Raw genomic sequence first — 15,334 nt, forward strand, 5'->3', positions numbered from 1 at the left:
TCATCGGGTATGGCACAGCCCGCCCGAACCTAGCCTTCTTGCCGGAACGATTTATCGGGCTGCTTCGGTACGGGCCGGCTTATGGTGCGAACAAGGTAGGAGGGGAGGGCCCAACCCGGGCATCCATAAATCCCTATGGAGGGCTTCGTCAATGCCGCCAAGGGATTTTTTAACCCAGTCCGTTCTTTTTTCCAAGAAATGGGGTGCCATTAGACATCCTTGCCTTTCATCATCTTGTTCCAATACAGATAGGGCAAACCGTATTTTTTGAGCATCCAAAGCCTCCAATGTTCCTTTGAGCTGTCCTTGATCAACAGGTTTTTGAGTTTTGGGTCTGGAGTAAAATTGTTATTGTAGTCAAATTCTGCCAAGACCATTTTTCCATAGTCGGTTACCAAGGGACATGAAGAATACCCATTGTAAGACTTATTGCCCTTGTGCTTGGTCTTGATCAAGGTATCGATATTGTCGACGACTATCGGTGCCTGCTTGCGAATGGCGGCACCCGTTTTGGCCGTTGGTAGGGAAGAAACATCCCCCAAACTGAAAATATTAGGGTATTTCTTGTGCTGCATGGTCTTGGGATCGACGTCGACCCAACCCGCTTCGTTTACCAAAGGGGACTCCCTTACGAATTGGGGCGCCACGGAGGGAGGGGCGGTATGCAGCATATCGTAGTGAATGCCGTACCGATCACCGTCTTGGCTTACCTCTACATCCTTGTAATTGTATTGAAACGATTCGTCCAGGCATTCGCTGTCGTCTTCACCGGACATGACGACACATCCGCCCGCGGTAATATCCTTTCCCATTTCGTACCAAGCAATTTGCTTTTCGCCATCTACGGCAACCAGTTTATGGTAGAACCTTAAATTGATGTCCTTTCTATCCACCACCTTCATTAAGGTTTTGGCCACCTGCTTGACCCCGAAAATTACCGTACCTGAGGTGGCAAATAGCACATCCGTTTTCGGGCGTACACCGCTCTTTCGAAAATAGCTTTCTGCCAGGTACATGATCTTTTGGGGCGCCCCGCCACATTTAATGGGGGTTGTTGGCTGCGTAAAGAGCGCGGTACCCCCTTTAAAGTTTTTAATGACCTCCCAAGTGTGTTTTGGATCGGTGTAATTGCTACAGACCACCCCTTTGTCGATGGCATCCCCCAAACCGGGGACGAGACTGAAATCATAGGCCAGTCCCGGGGCCACCACCAGATAATCATAGGTAAAATCACCTTGCTTCGCTGTATGTACCGTATTGTTTTCGGGGTCGAAACCCGTTGCCCTGTCCTTGATCCAAGTGGCCTTTTTCGGCATGACGGACGACATGGGCCGGGCCGTTTTGTCATAGTCATAGGTCCCGGCACCTACCAAAGTCCAAGCGGGCTGATAATAGTGGGTGTCCGACGGTTCGATAATGGCGACATCCTTGGCCTTTTTTTGTTCTATTAACTGTGCGGCTACCATAATTCCGGCGGTACCGCCACCAATGATAAGAATTTGATGATGTGTGCTCATTTGTAGTATGATTTTAGGAATTTCATAAATATAAGCGTAATTGTGTGTCATTTCGGTAACATTGGTTACACAAGCGGCATTCCAAACCACTTGACGAAGCCATACGGCAAAAGGCCTTACCATGTTGTGCTTTACAGCCGTACAAGTCGCGCCGTCTATGGCCCGTTACGAATATGTTTTGGGATAAGTCGGGCTTTGATTGGTGGGGCAAATCAGGTAAATGCGCGTATAGGTAGCCCTCGGTCGTTAACCTTCTTCCTTCATTTTCATAAAAGGATATATCATCAAAAAAAATAGGTATGGGAACCAAAAATATGTTCATTTTGTTAGTAATTGCCTTTGTAGTATCTAGTTGTTGGAAAGACAATTGTGACCAGTTTGGCGACACCTTTATTTCGATAAATATCGACAAAGTGGAAAAAGACGCCTCTGGAAACCTGATCATAGAATTTGCAACGAAGACGATGAACGACTTACCTGCGAGTTATTTCGAGCAGGTAGTCTTACGCAGTACTTCATCGGATTCGAGTACAGGGGAAGCCATGGAAATTACCGAAAGTGTCGAGGCGACAAAGACGACCCTAAGGCTGGTAGTACGATCAGCATTTGTTCCCGGCCCCGGAGAGGTTTTTACTTATGCCCCTATACTGAACTTTCCGGATCGGGAAGGCTACGTAGATTGCAGCCATCCCGGCAAAAGTGATGACTATCTACTTTATTTAGAAATGAATATTCAAACCATTGACGGTAGCGAATACGAATTAGATGATTTTGTTTGGCACGAAGCGGTCCGTAAAGGGGCCTTTTAAACCAAAAAAGAAAGAGGGTGCCTCTTTTTTATGAGTATCCCCATAGCCGCTATTGGGACTATATCCATTGTTCTAATGCCAGCGAGAAATGCCTGGTATTCATGGGCACCTATAAGAATCTTGCGAATAACCCCTTGTCAACTGACCGACGAGCTTGTCGTGGGCCAAGTCGAAGGATAGGAGGGGAGTATATCCTATGTTAAGCACTTAAATTTTAATCAATTACAGGATCCCGTAAAATACCCTCCGTAGTTTCAATTATTTTTGGGTAAAACATGAATCATTGAAGTTTACGTGAAATGAAAGTTGAAGCAATTAAACCCGGACCCAAGCCCAAAAAGAAAGATGGCACCCTTGATAAAAGAAGAAGAGACAACAAGAATACACCTGGTAATAAACCTTCGTTAAAACCAAGTAAGTCAAGCAAAAAGAAATAGGCGATTTACACCGAAAAACAACAGAAGAGAACCCTATTAGCTATTCGCCATAATACAACATTGTTCAGCGTTATTGCCTGTCCCGCATTTAGTTCGGGATAACTTGAGCTTTGATTACGGCATAAAAATAAAGATTGAGAATCTTTCTTTTTTGAGCGAGATGGTGCGCGGGCAAGGTTGTTATCATCTTCATTGATTGATTGATTTTTTTCTTTATGAAAGTTTTCTTCAAAAAGGTAATGGAATACTCTTTGCCCGAAGCGACGGTAGGAGGGGAGTGTAATGTGTGTGGAATGGGAATAGTAATAAAATAAGTCTCATTTACTAGAGAATAACCTTATACAAAACATTCTTCGCATTTCCCCTGTATTAATAATTGAGAAACCTCTATTTTCCTGTTGGGGATTTTGGGAATAGTAATATGAAGTGCTTGTAAACAATCTACCTTTCCACATTCTAGACATTGAAAATGAGGATGAATATCACTATGCTTAGCTGCCGAACAACCATTACATTTTGCATACCATTTTAAGCCATTCTTACCTAAAAATGAGTGTAAAATGCCATCTTCCTCTAATTTATCTAAAACACGATAAATAGTAGTTTTATTAAATTTTGAATCTAACCGATCTACTAAAGCAATAGCAGAAATTGCTCCTGAAGCATTATCATTAAATTCATTAAGTAAAACTTCAACCGATTTCGTTTTTCTAATGATACCCATAAAGCAAATATAACGCAACAGAGTTGCATTAACAAATGCTATTTCTATATTTGCAACTCAGTTGTGTTAAAAATTACAAATGATACTTATAAAACAGAAATCAGATATCTTAGGAACTCTAGCCAGTACCTTGTGTCTTGTTCATTGCATTGCCACTCCATTTTTATTTATTGCTCAAGCCAGTTCATTATCTTGTTGCAGTACACCACCTACATGGTGGAAATTAATGGATACTATTTTCTTAATTATATCCTTTTTTGCAATCTACTGGACTACACAAACAACAACAATTAGGTGGATTAAACCCATGTTGTGGTTAAGTTGGTTCATCTTATTACTGGTGATAGTTAATGAAAAATTAGAATTATTTTCCTTAGCAGAAACTATTATTTATGTTCCTGCATTTGCTTTAGTGATTCTACACCTTTATAATAAAAAATACTGTAATTGTAATACTAGTAAATGTTGTGTAAATGAAGGATAAAGAACAAATTGAAATAGTAGGAGACAATCACTTTTCTGCAAATATAGAAACCCCTTTACGAGCTGATGCCTTTGAGAAATCAGACATTGAAAAAATCAAAAATATACAACATCATTTTAAAATGATAATGCAGGAAATGGGTCTTGATTTAACTGACGATAGTTTATCTGGAACTCCATTTCGTTTTGCTAAAATGTATGTAAAAGAGCTGTTTTATGGACTGAATCCAGTTAACAAACCAAAACTTTCTACATTTGAAAATAAGTATGGTTACAAGAAAATGCTTGTAGAACATAATATAACCATTGACTCAACTTGTGAACATCATTTTTTACCTATTGTTGGACATGCCCATATAGGATATGTTCCAACGAAAAAAGTAATTGGACTGTCTAAAATTAATCGTTTAGTAGATTATTATTCACATCGCCCGCAGGTTCAAGAAAGGCTTGCTCTTCAAATTTTAAATGATTTACAAAACGTATTAGAAACAAAGGATGTGATTGTAGTTATAAACGCAAAACATCTTTGTGTTTCTTCAAGAGGAATAAAAGATAAAAATAGTTTTACAACTACTTTAGAATATGGAGGCTGTTTTTTAAGTAAATCAACCCGAAAAGAATTTTTAAATATCATAAATCAACAAGCACTTTAAAACAGCAACAAAACTTTATAATAAGGCATCAAATTTTATAGATTTAAAGCATAAAAAAATGGAAGCTATTATTACCGTTGTTGGTTTTTTAGGAGCAGGTAAAACTACATTACTAAAACATTTGGTAGAAAATTTTTCTAACAACGGCTGGTATTCATTTGTTATTCTAAACGATTATGAAAATGCAAATATGGATGCTCAGCAATTTGCTAAACTAATTGAATTAAATAGTATTAAGCCTTTAAGCGGTAGTTGTATTTGTTGTAGCGGTATCGTTGATCTTAGAAATACGGTAAATAGAATTCCTGAAAGAAAAAACGGAATTACATTAATTGAAGCTAACGGAACATCTGATGCGTGTTCTTTAATGGAGTTTTTGGGTGTTGGATTAAATGATAGATTTTTACCTCCTATTCAAATTTCAGTTGTAGATATTAAAAACTGGCAAAAGCGAGGCGAACATAATGAGCTTGAAGCGAATCAAATTCAGGTTTCTTCATTATTGGTTTTAACACATCTTAAAAACGTAAGTGAAAACCGAAAAGCTCAAGTAATTAATGAATTAAAAAAATTGAACCCTCTTGCAAAAGTAGTTAGTATGGACAGTCTGGACGTTTTATTGCTTCCAGAATTATTACCATCTAAAAACACAGCACAAAAGTTTGACCACCAAAAAGCGCATTGGGCTTCGTGCTCCGTTGATTTGCCAGATTTACCCAACGCAATGTGCATCCATTCTATTTGTTCAGCATTGCCTAAAAGTATTCTTAGAGTAAAAGGTTGCACTAAAATTGGTGACGCAACCGATTTTACTTATTTTGAACGGATTCCAAATGGAGAAGTACATATAAGACCTTTTAATGGAATTCCTATAACGGGTTCAAAACTACTCAGTATTGGTCCAGGTAGTAAACCTTCTCTACTTGAAAAAGTAATTAAAGAAAGTATTGTTAGAAATGCCTAAAGAAAAGCTGCAACTAAAGGATAGTGGTAGTAAGTTTTTTCAAGTATTGAATAAAGAAGATAATAATTTTAAGAGGATCTAGTGTAGGCTGGTTATTTCGCCACATTTGTAACGCGGAGCTCGCAGGTTCGAATCTTTTTAACGACAAAACCCTTCTGATGTATCAGAAAGGTTTTTTGTTTTTAATAACTTAAAATACACCCCTAGATTAGTACAATCAGTATAATGATTGCGCACTATTTTTTGAGACGTAGTAAAAGATTTTTAGAATTTATTTTCAATTTCTGCCGCTTCCAGCATTAGGTAATGAAGGTCTGTGTTCTTTATAAAAGGTTTTAATAGATGGTTTCCGGGACCGTACAAAGCCAGTTCTACATAATCAGCAGAATGCTGCATACTTATCCAACCCACAGAATTATGCTGTTCTTGTATTTTAGCCAAAATCTTAAAAGGAAGATGTTTGGGGTTGTAAAGCCCATCTTCTGTTTTTAGGTTGGCATAATAGCTCAATAGCTGTTCGCATTCTTCATTGGTAATTGCAAAATTATTAGCATAGTTAACCCTTTCTTTTACTTGGGATATGGAAGTCTCTTTACCTATTCCGTTTAAAATCCATTCATTAGTATGTTTGTATTTTTGAATGGTATCAAAATTATCATTCGCTTCAGTTCCATAGATAACTCCAGGGTTGGCATTACCGTGGTCGGTGGTAATAATAATTAATGTTTCTCCATCTTGTTCCGCAAAATGCATTGCTATTTGAATGGCCTCATCATGAGCGGTCTGGTCATAAATAAGTCCGGCAATATCATTACCATGAGCAGCCCAGTCTACTTTTCCTGCTTCTACCTGTAGTACAAAGCCTTTAGGGTGGTCCTTCATTGCCTCAATAGCTTTTTGGGTCATTTCGCCAAGCGTAGGCACTTTTTGAAGTAGCTCTTTACTATTTTGTCTGTCTATAGTATATGGAAGTCCGTTATCATGAAAAACCCCTAATATAGGCTTGTCAATTGAAGCGGAAAACATGTCGTTTCTTGTTTTGACTACTTCATATCCGTTTGATGCAAAAGCCTCATACATGTCTTTTTTATCTTTTCTCTTCTCGGGAGCAAAATAATTGTTTCCGCCACCCATCATTACATCAAATTTATACTCTAAATACTTTTCCGCTATCTGTTCCTGGGCATTTCTAGATTTAGAATTTATACAAAAACCTGCAGGAGTAGCATGGGTGATGGGCACAGTAGTAACACAACCTGCTTTCTTACCTGCTTGTTTAAATTTTTGCCAAATGGGTAAATGTTCTTCTCCATTTTGACTTACATTCAACGAACCGTTGGCAATGCGAACACCACCTCCCCAAGAAGAGCTAGCGGCTGCTGAGTCTGTAACGATAGAACTGGCGGAAGCCATATCCATAAGGGATCTACTTACTTTATTGTCTTTGTAAAGCTGTAACCAGTTTGAGCATTTACCTGTCTTTCTGGATAGATACAGGTCAGTCATATTTAAGGTGCCAGTGCTCATTCCATCACTTACGATTACAATAATATTCTTAGCTTTTTTATTTTTACTATCATATTTAATAGTATTGGCCGCACCACTAATTGGGTGTAGTAAAGCTGTTCCTAAAGTGGCCAGTGATCCGTTTCTGAAAAATTTTCTTCTGTTCATTTTTATATTTATTAGTTGTAAAGAGGCTGATTATTTCAATTGAAAACCGGAGCAATCAGTAAGTATGTAATTAAAGTGCTCTACATCGTCTTTATTCAGTTTTAACGTGCCAGTTATAAGCACCACATCATCTGTTTCAAAGTCGGGTTTGGATTTAAACTGTATTTCTATTGCCGTTTCCGGTCCGCCATTGCCACAAAAGAAACAGGAGGCCAATGGGTTTTTAGATAGAATAATCAATTCACCGTTTGGGTCTATGTCTAAATAATATCCTGAAACTGATACTTCCTTGCCCTGAAGATTAACTATTTCTTTACTGAATTCTGGGTATAGAAAGTCTGATTCATAGGCCGGAAAATATTTTTCGGTGTAATCTATTTTGGCTAGGTCATCCCATGTAAGGTCTACCTGACCCATAGCACTCGTAGAAATGAGCAAAAATAGCGCGTAAAGGAAATTATTTTTCATCACTTAAAATTTTTGAGATATTCATTTTTAATAAAGGGAGAATGGCCAACACAATTGAAACCACAGATATAGCTATTACTATTAGTAAGGTCTGTAGGATTTGGTTAGTAGAAAATGTCAAAATTATATCTTGTTGAAATTGGGATTTAAATACATTGACCATAAAATGTAACCCAATCTGAGAAAGCAGAAAACCAAAAAATAAGGAAGCCAGTATCATTAATATGCCTTCAAAGCCTACAATACGGAACAATTGAAAATTACTGGCACCGTAGGTGCGCATTAAGGCAAGGTCAAAAGAACGCTCTCTGACCATTTTGTAAAGGCCAATAAAAATAGATATTGACGAAATGAGTAGAATTATATAAGCAATCCAAGAAATTGCTTTAACCCCAATTGCCGTATAACGGAATAGTCTCTCCAACTCATATTTGGGCATGGCCGCTTGCATATCCGTATTTGCATTGATGTTTCTTGGCATGGTCATATAACCCATAGGGTTTCTGAAGGTAACAAGCATAGAAGTTACTTCCCTTTCATCTGCTTCATGTAAATCATGTTCTTCATCGTGGTCATGTTCCTTATGAACTTCTTCATTTTTATCATGTTCTTCGCTATGATGGTGTACATGCCAAATACTTGCTAGTTCAGTTATGATGAGTCTGTCAATAACTTTGTACGTAGGCTTATAAATACCAACAACTATAAAGGATTCATCGTGTTGTTCAATTGAATTCTCTGTTAAGCCGTGAGAACTTACAAACGTATCGCCCAGTTTTAAGCCTAATTGTTGTGCTACTTCATGGCCTAAAACAGTCTCCATAGAATTTTTGACTTCTCTTCCTTCAAAAAGTTCAGCACCATACATTTTTGCAAAACCTAAGGTAGACCCAACAATACGGTAGCTCTTATAATTATCTCCATACGATATAGGCACTGCGTCCTTCACTAATGGATTCTTAGCCATTTTTTCAACTTCATAATATGGAATATTACCCGTTGGGTTATCTATGTGTAGAACCGAGGAAAGTACCAATTGTAAAGGACTGCCCTTGGCACCTACTACCATTTCTACATTGCCAATACCGTTTTCAAACTGGTTTTGTATGGAAGTGTCCAACTGTTGTATACCTAGCAATAAACCAATACTAATGGATAGAGAGAATACACTAAGGAAGGCATAGAGCGGCTTATGACTGATGTTTTTGAGACTTATTATCCAATTATTCATAGCGTAATTACATTTTTGAACGCAGACTTAATTCTGATATCATGGGTAATGACTATCAAATTTGCTCGATTTTTTCCGGCCTGTTGTTGTAACAATTGTAATACGGCCATACAGTTTTCATCATCTAGGTTAGAGGTAGGCTCATCGGCCAAAATAACTTGAGGGTTATGTACTACGGCCATAGCAATTCCTAGACGCTGTAGTTGACCTTCGCTGAGTTCATTGATCTGTTTCTTTTTAGTTTCGGTTAAATCCAATTGCTCCAATAATGAATCGATTATAGTATGGTTGATGGATTTTTTGCTAAAAAAAAGGCGTGCCTTTAGATTATCAAGAACATTTAAAGACCTGACAGCATGACTTTTTTGAAATACAAGCCCAATATTTTGTCCCCTGAATTTATCCAATTCCGAATGAGATAGTGAGTTGATAGCTACTTCATCAATTACTAGTGCACCACTGGCGGGTTTTAAAAGGCCTGCCAAAAGATGGAGTAGTGTTGTTTTACCTATTCCGGATTTTCCTAAAATCAGCAAATGCTCTTGCTCTTTTAAAGCGATGTTTGGAAAGCGGAACGTATGTTCCGCTTTTTTGTAATGGAATGTGAGATTGTCTGTTTGAACCATATTAAATGTTTTCGCTTAAATAGTACTACGCTATGGGCCATTGATCTTCTTGTGGAAATAATTGTCCTTTCCAGACCTGTATTTCTGGCTCTGTGAGAATACAGTCTTCCAATTCGGAAATCATTTTTTCTTTATTTATGTGCTGCCCAATAAAAACTAGTTCTATTTTTCTATCACCATAAAGAACATCCCAGTCTGATTCAATTTGACCTTGATTTTCAGAAAAAGAAGCATAGTTTATCCGTTCTGAAAAGGGCATGGATGTCCACCAAACACCAGCAGAATCGGCTTTGTAAGAACCTCCTGCAGAGCTCCATAATAATGCTTGGTCTGATCTAGAAGCCAACCAAAATAATCCTTTACTTCTGATGATGTTTTGAGGAAAGCTTTGGTTCAGGTAATTCAAAAAACGTTCTGGGTGAAATGGCTTTTTACTTCTGAAAACAAAAGAACTTATTCCGTATTCTTCAGTTTCAGGTACATGCTCATTTTCTAATTCTTGTATCCATCCCGCTGCAGCTTCGGCTTTTTCATAATCGAACAAGCTTGTGTTTATCACATTTTTTAGTTCAACTTTAGATTTAGTTGCTTCTATAATACGAGCTTCAGGATTTAATTTATGAATAATGGCCGTGAGTTCTTCTAGCTGATCAGTAGTAACCAAATCAATTTTATTGATGATAATAACGTTGGCAAATTCAATTTGATCGGTGAGTAAATTAACAATAGTTCTATGGTCGCCCTCAATGTCGGTTAGAGATCTCGTGGTAAGATAGTCTGGGCTAGAGAAGTCTTTTAAAAAGTTAAAAGCATCAACAACGGTTACCATAGCGTCTATATAACTGAATCGACTTAAATCAATAGTACCATCTTCACTTTCAAAAGTGAAAGTTTGTGCAACAGGTATAGGTTCACTGATGCCTGTGCTTTCTATAAGCAGGTAATCAAACCTATTTTGACTAGCTAGTTTTTCAACTTCCACCATAAGGTCTTCTCTAAGTGTGCAGCAAATACACCCATTGGACATTTCTACTAATTTTTCTTCGGTTCTTGAGAGTGTATTTTCATTTTCAATGAACTGTGCGTCAATATTAACTTCGCTCATATCATTTACGATAACAGCTACTTTCAGTCCTTCTTTGTTGTGTAATATATGGTTGAGCAATGTGGTTTTTCCCGCGCCAAGAAAACCACTTAATACTGTTACTGGGAGTTTTTTCATATGATTTGTGAAACAGAAAATAAGTTTCGTTTTTTATTTAAAAGGTACAGTTAAACTAGAGCTACCATATATCGAAATAGAGTTTTACAAAGCTGTATGATTAAATACAACTTCAAATATTCAGGGATATAGGCAGTTGGATTTCTAGTCCTAATTTTAATTATCATTAACGGATTTTCGATTTATAAGCGCATCACCATAGGTTGGAGCATGAACCCAATCAACAAATTTGTAGTCGTGAATTTTTTCGTAGCATAGTCTGAGACGTAGTCATGTCTGTATTATTTCACGAACTATAAACAATGGATAATTTCCCCCACAAATGAGTTGAGCAAACCTATACAAGGAGAAGATGTAATTGATAAAAGCATTCGCACCTTTACTTATAGGGGCGTACAATTTTCAACATAAAGGACTAGAAGAAATATTGGATGTTCAATTGTCCAACACTATATGATCAACTAGTTGACTACGTTATGTTTAGTAACCTTTTTCAATAATAAAATGTATAGGAATACTTAGAATAAAGAAGGAGGAGGGCGGGAGAGGAGTTGGTCTGCGGAAATTACTGAGGAAACAACAAAATCATAGGCTTCAGTAATCTTTTCCGGCTGAAAATATTCAATATTTTCAATAACTAAATCCTGTGAGTCAGGAGTAATGGACGGAGTTAAATTATTTGTGTTGATGTGGACACAAATAGCACAATCTACTCCATGATTTTCATCATCAGTATGAGAAAAGACATGAAGCCCTGCCATTTTTGCTGTAATGAACAAGGCAAGGAAGAGAAAGGTGATGCTATTTTTTAAACTACCATTTTTCATCAAACACAAACTTAATCAAATAAACAAAACTTCATGTTAATATAAACCAAATTAAACTTAGCCCGTTACTAGGTTTTTGCATGTTTTTAAATCTTGTCAATAGATTAAAATTGATTGTTTGGTGTTCGCAATGAATTTTCTAACGCCTGTAAAGCCCGTTCTCGCTTCAAATATGACCATCATTTTAATTTTAGATGGGGGTATCTTTTTAATGCACAGTTTTTTAGTAGAGGTTAGCCATATCTGTAGAATTTTCTTCTATGAAATACCCTTTTACAACATCTCTTAAATGTTTTTCCTTTAAGGTAGAATTGGCAGTTTTATATTCTTGGTGTATAAGTTTAACGGCTGGGAAAGTCTCGCATTTTAATTCTTCCCCGTTTTTGTTTGTTACTTTTAAGGTTGCCGTACCCTTTAAAAGATTTTTCCCTGAAATGGTAAGTGTTTTGAATTCCTCCTCATGCTTCAAATTTAAAGTGTTGTTCGTGGTACTTTCTAATAAAATATCTGATTTTATGTTAGAAACGTGTGTTAGTCTTTCTGCAGCTTTTTTATTATTGCTACAAGAAATGAAAAGTGAGGTAAGGCCAATGAATAGAATTTGATATTTCATAATTGTAATGTTTTTTAACACTACAAATTTGAGGATTGCGTCTCTTTGTAAACACACGTAATTAGGTGAAATGACATACCCTGTTTTCAGGGGTGTTCAAAAACTAGATTTTATATCAAAAAAAATCGCCTATAGGTTTTTATAGACGATTTTGTATACAGTATGGATTGATAACGTTAAGTTCCTATCATTTCACTCATTTCTTTTTTTAACTCTAGCTTGCATAGTCTGATGCTGTTCATGCATTACAAGTGGAACACTTGTTATGTGAGCCGACAATACGAGGAGAGAGTAAGGTATATGGCTTAGAAATTATGCTATAAATTTGCGCTGTAAACAAAATTAAAATAGGGCTAGAATTATAACCTAGCCCTTATTTAAGTTATAATTTCCGAAGGTTCAATATTACAAATACTCCAATTATTAAAGTTATGAATACTGTTGGCAACATTACATAAAACCAATTAAAATCTCGTTTTACAGTATAAAACTTAGCCTCATAATTGTCCCATTCGTTTCCTTTGCTGCCATATCACCCATGTGCTGCATTCCATAATACCAGATCCAGCTGAATTCATCTTCAAGTAAAGGATATTTTTTATACTGAGGATAAGCTTCATAATCTCCTAAAAAGTGGATTTCAAAATTTTTAGCTGTTGCGGTAAGCTGACGAGAATGCTGTGAAAAATTTATTGACTAAGAGTTTCTCATAAATCGTAAATTTTAAGAGAATTTAAAAGGTTAGCTTTTTTTTGGCGCTGGCCAAGCGTTGGCAAATTGTGTTTTAAAATGAACGCCATTTAGCGTTTATTTTAAAAAAGCAATCGAGCGTTTGGCTGTGCGGCAATTTTACATAACGACAAATTATGGAACAAATGAAAATATGCGTCGCAGACACCGCTTAAAAGAAGTTGATGACCCTGTTGTAGATTTTAATCAATTCTCTGAGCGTCAGGGATATTTTACATAATATCATTATAGCTAACAAACGAGATTTCCCCTATAAGTTACAATGTGATAGTTTTGTTCTATAATTTATATTATGTAAAATAGAATATTTGAGAGGCCCTACCGTCAGGAGAATTCAAACCTCGGGTATGTTTCATAAAATTTAAAAGATGTGTGCTAAAAAAGCCCTCTCTTCTTCTTGTGATGACTAAGCCGGTCAGATGTATATGAATAAAACAATAATGTTTGGTTAAATCCAGGTTTCCCCAAAGATCCAACCAAACATTACAAACTAGCGTAAACGCTTAAGCAAAATAGGCAAATAGTTAATGGCTTGAACAAATGTTCAAATATTCATCGACACCTTCGTTAAGTCTTCGAAACTCCGCCAATTGCTTTTTAGCGCGCTCTAGGTGCGCGTTTACGGCTTTACGGGTATCTTTTAACGAGGAAATAATTTCACGGTTGGTATGGCTTAAAGAATCCATTTTAGAGCGTAGGTTCTCTATACTTTCGTACAAACTGTAGGTTTTAGGCTCGCATCGGTAGGAATTCAATTTCGTACGTAACTGTATCAAATCCTTTTGATTGCGTTCTAACCTAACAACAATTGCATTTTTTTCATTTTCTTCTAATCTGGGTCTGCTTCGCTCGAGTGTTGTCATAGTACAAAGATTTTTAGGGTTGATGAGATGCTTTCGTGTTCCTTACTAAGTTAAGAAAAATCCCTCAAAAAAACACGCTTAACACCCACATAATCAACATTTAACATGAAATTTATATTCTTTGCTATACTATGTCCCAAGCCAAATATTCATTTTTTATACAGAAGTTATCAACCGATAATCAACTGAAAAATAAGCTCTTATGTTAAGAATTTACTTACAGTAAATCTACCTACATCACCGTCAGTAGCTCCCCTGATTTTTTCGCATATTTTCCTAGAATTCTACTAATCAGCACCATAAATCATCCTGAATCGATAAAAACACCTGTGTTTCTCAATACTAAAATATCAGAATTTCCTCCAGTGCTTCCTGAAAATTTCAAAAAAAATACCCCTAAAAAGCACTGGGCTCCTTAAGGGCATCTCCTGTTTAGGTGGTTATGTTTATTCTTCGTCCTCGAACTCGATTTCTGCCATGGTACGTGACAAACGGTTCGAAAACGGGTCCTTGATCAAGTCTTGTAACAATCGCTCCCTCTTTCTTTCCGAAATGCTAAGGGTATCTAAAATTTCCCGGCGGCGTTTTACTTCGGCAATACGCTCTTCCTTTAATTGCTCCCGCTCCTTGGCACTCAGTATCAATTCGGGCTCAAAGCGCTCCATTACCGTGTACTTGGTAACTTCCGCTGGCTTCTCTTGGGCCGATACTCCCCCTGCGTACATACAGACACAGGCAGTAATCAGCAAAAGATGATTTTTCATAACTGCTTCATATAGGTTCTTTTACGAAGATAGTAAATTGTTTGACAGGGTTCCTATTTCTCCCCTTACATTCATATTGGGCGGTATTTCCCGCCCTTTTACCGATATATTGAAATAGTTTATCTTTATATACCGCTATTTTCTTCCTTATGAAAGCACTTGTTATCTCCTTCGTTCTCTGCACCAATCTCCTTTGCCTTAGCGCACAGACCACCGAGATCGTATCGGCCGATATCGGCTTTACCTTCGTTTCCAAAGATGTCGAAGGCAGCATTTCAGGCTTTAAGTCCACTTCGCACATAGATCTCGACCATATCGCCCAATCAAAACTCCAGGGTTCGGTAAGCGTGGCCACCCTAAAAACGGGTAATTTTTTAAGGGACTGGTCTCTAAAGGGAAGTAAATATTTCAATGCGGACGAATTTCCGGAAATTACTTTTGAAAGCGAGACGATCCGCGAAACCGAAAAGGGCATTACGGTCACCGGAAAGCTTACCTTAAAGGGAGTCCCCAAAACCATCCAGATCGACTTTATAAAAAAGGAGGCACAATGGGTGGGTAGCACTACCCTATTTTCCTCCGATTTCGGTATTGCCATAAAAAAGGAAAGGGCCGACAACAAGGTCCTTGTTCAAATCAACCTTAACCTGGCCCCATAAATCCACACGTCCATCACAATTTCGGCACTCGCCTTGAAATGGATCAA

Annotated in this window: 17 protein-coding genes; 6 read left to right on the forward strand and 11 right to left on the reverse strand. The window is 37.3% G+C overall.

Annotation, left to right across the window (positions count from 1 at the left end):
- Positions 1–209: 209 nt before the first annotated feature.
- Positions 210–1,517: an NAD(P)/FAD-dependent oxidoreductase gene (locus tag ZOBGAL_RS20560; RefSeq protein WP_046288121.1), complete on the reverse strand. Its 1,308-nt coding sequence runs from the start codon at positions 1,515–1,517 to the stop codon at positions 210–212.
- A 299-nt stretch (positions 1,518–1,816) separates the two neighbouring features.
- Here ZOBGAL_RS20560 and ZOBGAL_RS20565 point away from each other — a divergent pair, with 299 nt between their 5' ends.
- Both ZOBGAL_RS20565 and ZOBGAL_RS23705 read left to right on the forward strand, forming a co-directional pair.
- Positions 1,817–2,326, forward strand: a complete 510-nt coding sequence (locus ZOBGAL_RS20565) for a hypothetical protein (protein WP_013995687.1) — start codon at positions 1,817–1,819, stop codon at positions 2,324–2,326.
- Positions 2,327–2,625: 299 nt separating this feature from the next.
- Positions 2,626–2,763: a hypothetical protein gene (locus ZOBGAL_RS23705; RefSeq protein ID WP_013995688.1), complete on the forward strand. Its 138-nt coding sequence runs from the start codon at positions 2,626–2,628 to the stop codon at positions 2,761–2,763.
- 337 nt (positions 2,764–3,100) lie between these two features.
- Here the strand turns inward: ZOBGAL_RS23705 and ZOBGAL_RS20570 are convergent, their stop codons facing one another.
- The gene (locus ZOBGAL_RS20570) at positions 3,101–3,487 is read right to left on the reverse strand and encodes a Fur family transcriptional regulator (RefSeq protein WP_013995690.1); all 387 of its coding nucleotides are present in this window, start codon (positions 3,485–3,487) and stop codon (positions 3,101–3,103) included.
- Positions 3,488–3,566: 79 nt separating this feature from the next.
- Between ZOBGAL_RS20570 and ZOBGAL_RS23230 the strand changes: the two genes are divergently transcribed.
- From ZOBGAL_RS23230 to ZOBGAL_RS20580, 3 genes are read left to right on the forward strand one after another with little or no spacing between them, the layout of a single operon-like run.
- Complete coding sequence (locus tag ZOBGAL_RS23230) at positions 3,567–3,971, forward strand: MerC domain-containing protein (protein WP_013995691.1); 405 nt, start codon at positions 3,567–3,569, stop codon at positions 3,969–3,971.
- Complete coding sequence (gene folE / locus ZOBGAL_RS20575; protein ID WP_013995692.1) at positions 3,961–4,626, forward strand: GTP cyclohydrolase I FolE; 666 nt, start codon at positions 3,961–3,963, stop codon at positions 4,624–4,626. Before ZOBGAL_RS23230 ends, folE begins: the two co-directional genes overlap by 11 nt.
- A 58-nt stretch (positions 4,627–4,684) precedes the next feature.
- On the forward strand, positions 4,685–5,590 hold the full coding sequence (locus ZOBGAL_RS20580) for a GTP-binding protein (RefSeq protein WP_013995693.1): 906 nt from the start codon (positions 4,685–4,687) through the stop codon (positions 5,588–5,590).
- A 264-nt stretch (positions 5,591–5,854) separates the two neighbouring features.
- On the opposite strand, the gene ZOBGAL_RS20585 is transcribed toward ZOBGAL_RS20580, so the two are convergent.
- The 9 genes from ZOBGAL_RS20585 to ZOBGAL_RS20625 all read right to left on the reverse strand — a co-directional run bounded on the left by ZOBGAL_RS20585 (position 5,855) and on the right by ZOBGAL_RS20625 (position 14,628).
- Positions 5,855–7,264 carry an alkaline phosphatase gene (locus tag ZOBGAL_RS20585; protein ID WP_013995694.1) on the reverse strand — a complete coding sequence of 470 codons (1,410 nt, stop codon included), beginning with the start codon at positions 7,262–7,264 and terminating at the stop codon, positions 5,855–5,857.
- Positions 7,265–7,294: 30 nt separating this feature from the next.
- Entirely contained in the window at positions 7,295–7,732 is a 438-nt protein-coding gene (locus tag ZOBGAL_RS20590) for a hypothetical protein (RefSeq protein ID WP_013995695.1), read from the reverse strand.
- The gene (locus ZOBGAL_RS20595; protein WP_013995696.1) at positions 7,722–8,963 is read right to left on the reverse strand and encodes an ABC transporter permease; all 1,242 of its coding nucleotides are present in this window, start codon (positions 8,961–8,963) and stop codon (positions 7,722–7,724) included. Before ZOBGAL_RS20595 ends, ZOBGAL_RS20590 begins: the two co-directional genes overlap by 11 nt.
- On the reverse strand, positions 8,960–9,589 hold the full coding sequence (locus tag ZOBGAL_RS20600) for an ATP-binding cassette domain-containing protein (RefSeq protein WP_013995697.1): 630 nt from the start codon (positions 9,587–9,589) through the stop codon (positions 8,960–8,962). Before ZOBGAL_RS20600 ends, ZOBGAL_RS20595 begins: the two co-directional genes overlap by 4 nt.
- Before the next feature lie 25 nt (positions 9,590–9,614).
- Entirely contained in the window at positions 9,615–10,811 is a 1,197-nt protein-coding gene (locus tag ZOBGAL_RS20605; RefSeq protein WP_013995698.1) for a GTP-binding protein, read from the reverse strand.
- A gap of 518 nt (positions 10,812–11,329) precedes the next feature.
- Complete coding sequence (locus ZOBGAL_RS20610; protein WP_013995699.1) at positions 11,330–11,638, reverse strand: hypothetical protein; 309 nt, start codon at positions 11,636–11,638, stop codon at positions 11,330–11,332.
- 223 nt (positions 11,639–11,861) lie between these two features.
- Positions 11,862–12,251 carry a hypothetical protein gene (locus ZOBGAL_RS20615; RefSeq protein WP_013995700.1) on the reverse strand — a complete coding sequence of 130 codons (390 nt, stop codon included), beginning with the start codon at positions 12,249–12,251 and terminating at the stop codon, positions 11,862–11,864.
- A gap of 1,274 nt (positions 12,252–13,525) precedes the next feature.
- The gene (locus ZOBGAL_RS20620; protein ID WP_013995701.1) at positions 13,526–13,864 is read right to left on the reverse strand and encodes a hypothetical protein; all 339 of its coding nucleotides are present in this window, start codon (positions 13,862–13,864) and stop codon (positions 13,526–13,528) included.
- 446 nt (positions 13,865–14,310) lie between these two features.
- The gene (locus ZOBGAL_RS20625; protein WP_013995702.1) at positions 14,311–14,628 is read right to left on the reverse strand and encodes a hypothetical protein; all 318 of its coding nucleotides are present in this window, start codon (positions 14,626–14,628) and stop codon (positions 14,311–14,313) included.
- A gap of 149 nt (positions 14,629–14,777) precedes the next feature.
- Between ZOBGAL_RS20625 and ZOBGAL_RS22945 the strand changes: the two genes are divergently transcribed.
- Positions 14,778–15,287 (forward strand): YceI family protein, encoded by a 510-nt coding sequence (locus ZOBGAL_RS22945; RefSeq protein WP_013995703.1) that lies wholly within the window; start codon positions 14,778–14,780, stop codon positions 15,285–15,287.
- Positions 15,288–15,334 lie beyond the last annotated feature (47 nt).

The sequence above is a fragment of the Zobellia galactanivorans genome, assembly GCF_000973105.1.
GTDB lineage: Bacteria > Bacteroidota > Bacteroidia > Flavobacteriales > Flavobacteriaceae > Zobellia > Zobellia galactanivorans.

Excerpts from the sequence above, each read along its gene's own strand:
- folE (WP_013995692.1), top strand. The coding sequence starts at position 3,961 with ATGAAGGATAAAGAACAAATTGAAATAGTAGGAGACAATCACTTTTCT.
- ZOBGAL_RS20595 (WP_013995696.1), bottom strand. The coding sequence starts at position 8,963 with ATGAATAATTGGATAATAAGTCTCAAAAACATCAGTCATAAGCCGCTC.
- ZOBGAL_RS20590 (WP_013995695.1), bottom strand. The coding sequence starts at position 7,732 with ATGAAAAATAATTTCCTTTACGCGCTATTTTTGCTCATTTCTACGAGT.
- ZOBGAL_RS20615 (WP_013995700.1), bottom strand. The coding sequence starts at position 12,251 with ATGAAATATCAAATTCTATTCATTGGCCTTACCTCACTTTTCATTTCT.
- ZOBGAL_RS20565 (WP_013995687.1), top strand. The coding sequence starts at position 1,817 with ATGGGAACCAAAAATATGTTCATTTTGTTAGTAATTGCCTTTGTAGTA.
- ZOBGAL_RS20605 (WP_013995698.1), bottom strand. The coding sequence starts at position 10,811 with ATGAAAAAACTCCCAGTAACAGTATTAAGTGGTTTTCTTGGCGCGGGA.
- ZOBGAL_RS20625 (WP_013995702.1), bottom strand. The coding sequence starts at position 14,628 with ATGAAAAATCATCTTTTGCTGATTACTGCCTGTGTCTGTATGTACGCA.
- ZOBGAL_RS20585 (WP_013995694.1), bottom strand. The coding sequence starts at position 7,264 with ATGAACAGAAGAAAATTTTTCAGAAACGGATCACTGGCCACTTTAGGA.
- ZOBGAL_RS20580 (WP_013995693.1), top strand. The coding sequence starts at position 4,685 with ATGGAAGCTATTATTACCGTTGTTGGTTTTTTAGGAGCAGGTAAAACT.
- ZOBGAL_RS23230 (WP_013995691.1), top strand. The coding sequence starts at position 3,567 with ATGATACTTATAAAACAGAAATCAGATATCTTAGGAACTCTAGCCAGT.
- ZOBGAL_RS20560 (WP_046288121.1), bottom strand. The coding sequence starts at position 1,517 with ATGAGCACACATCATCAAATTCTTATCATTGGTGGCGGTACCGCCGGA.
- ZOBGAL_RS20570 (WP_013995690.1), bottom strand. The coding sequence starts at position 3,487 with ATGGGTATCATTAGAAAAACGAAATCGGTTGAAGTTTTACTTAATGAA.
- ZOBGAL_RS20610 (WP_013995699.1), bottom strand. The coding sequence starts at position 11,638 with ATGAAAAATGGTAGTTTAAAAAATAGCATCACCTTTCTCTTCCTTGCC.
- ZOBGAL_RS23705 (WP_013995688.1), top strand. The coding sequence starts at position 2,626 with ATGAAAGTTGAAGCAATTAAACCCGGACCCAAGCCCAAAAAGAAAGAT.
- ZOBGAL_RS20620 (WP_013995701.1), bottom strand. The coding sequence starts at position 13,864 with ATGACAACACTCGAGCGAAGCAGACCCAGATTAGAAGAAAATGAAAAA.
- ZOBGAL_RS20600 (WP_013995697.1), bottom strand. The coding sequence starts at position 9,589 with ATGGTTCAAACAGACAATCTCACATTCCATTACAAAAAAGCGGAACAT.
- ZOBGAL_RS22945 (WP_013995703.1), top strand. The coding sequence starts at position 14,778 with ATGAAAGCACTTGTTATCTCCTTCGTTCTCTGCACCAATCTCCTTTGC.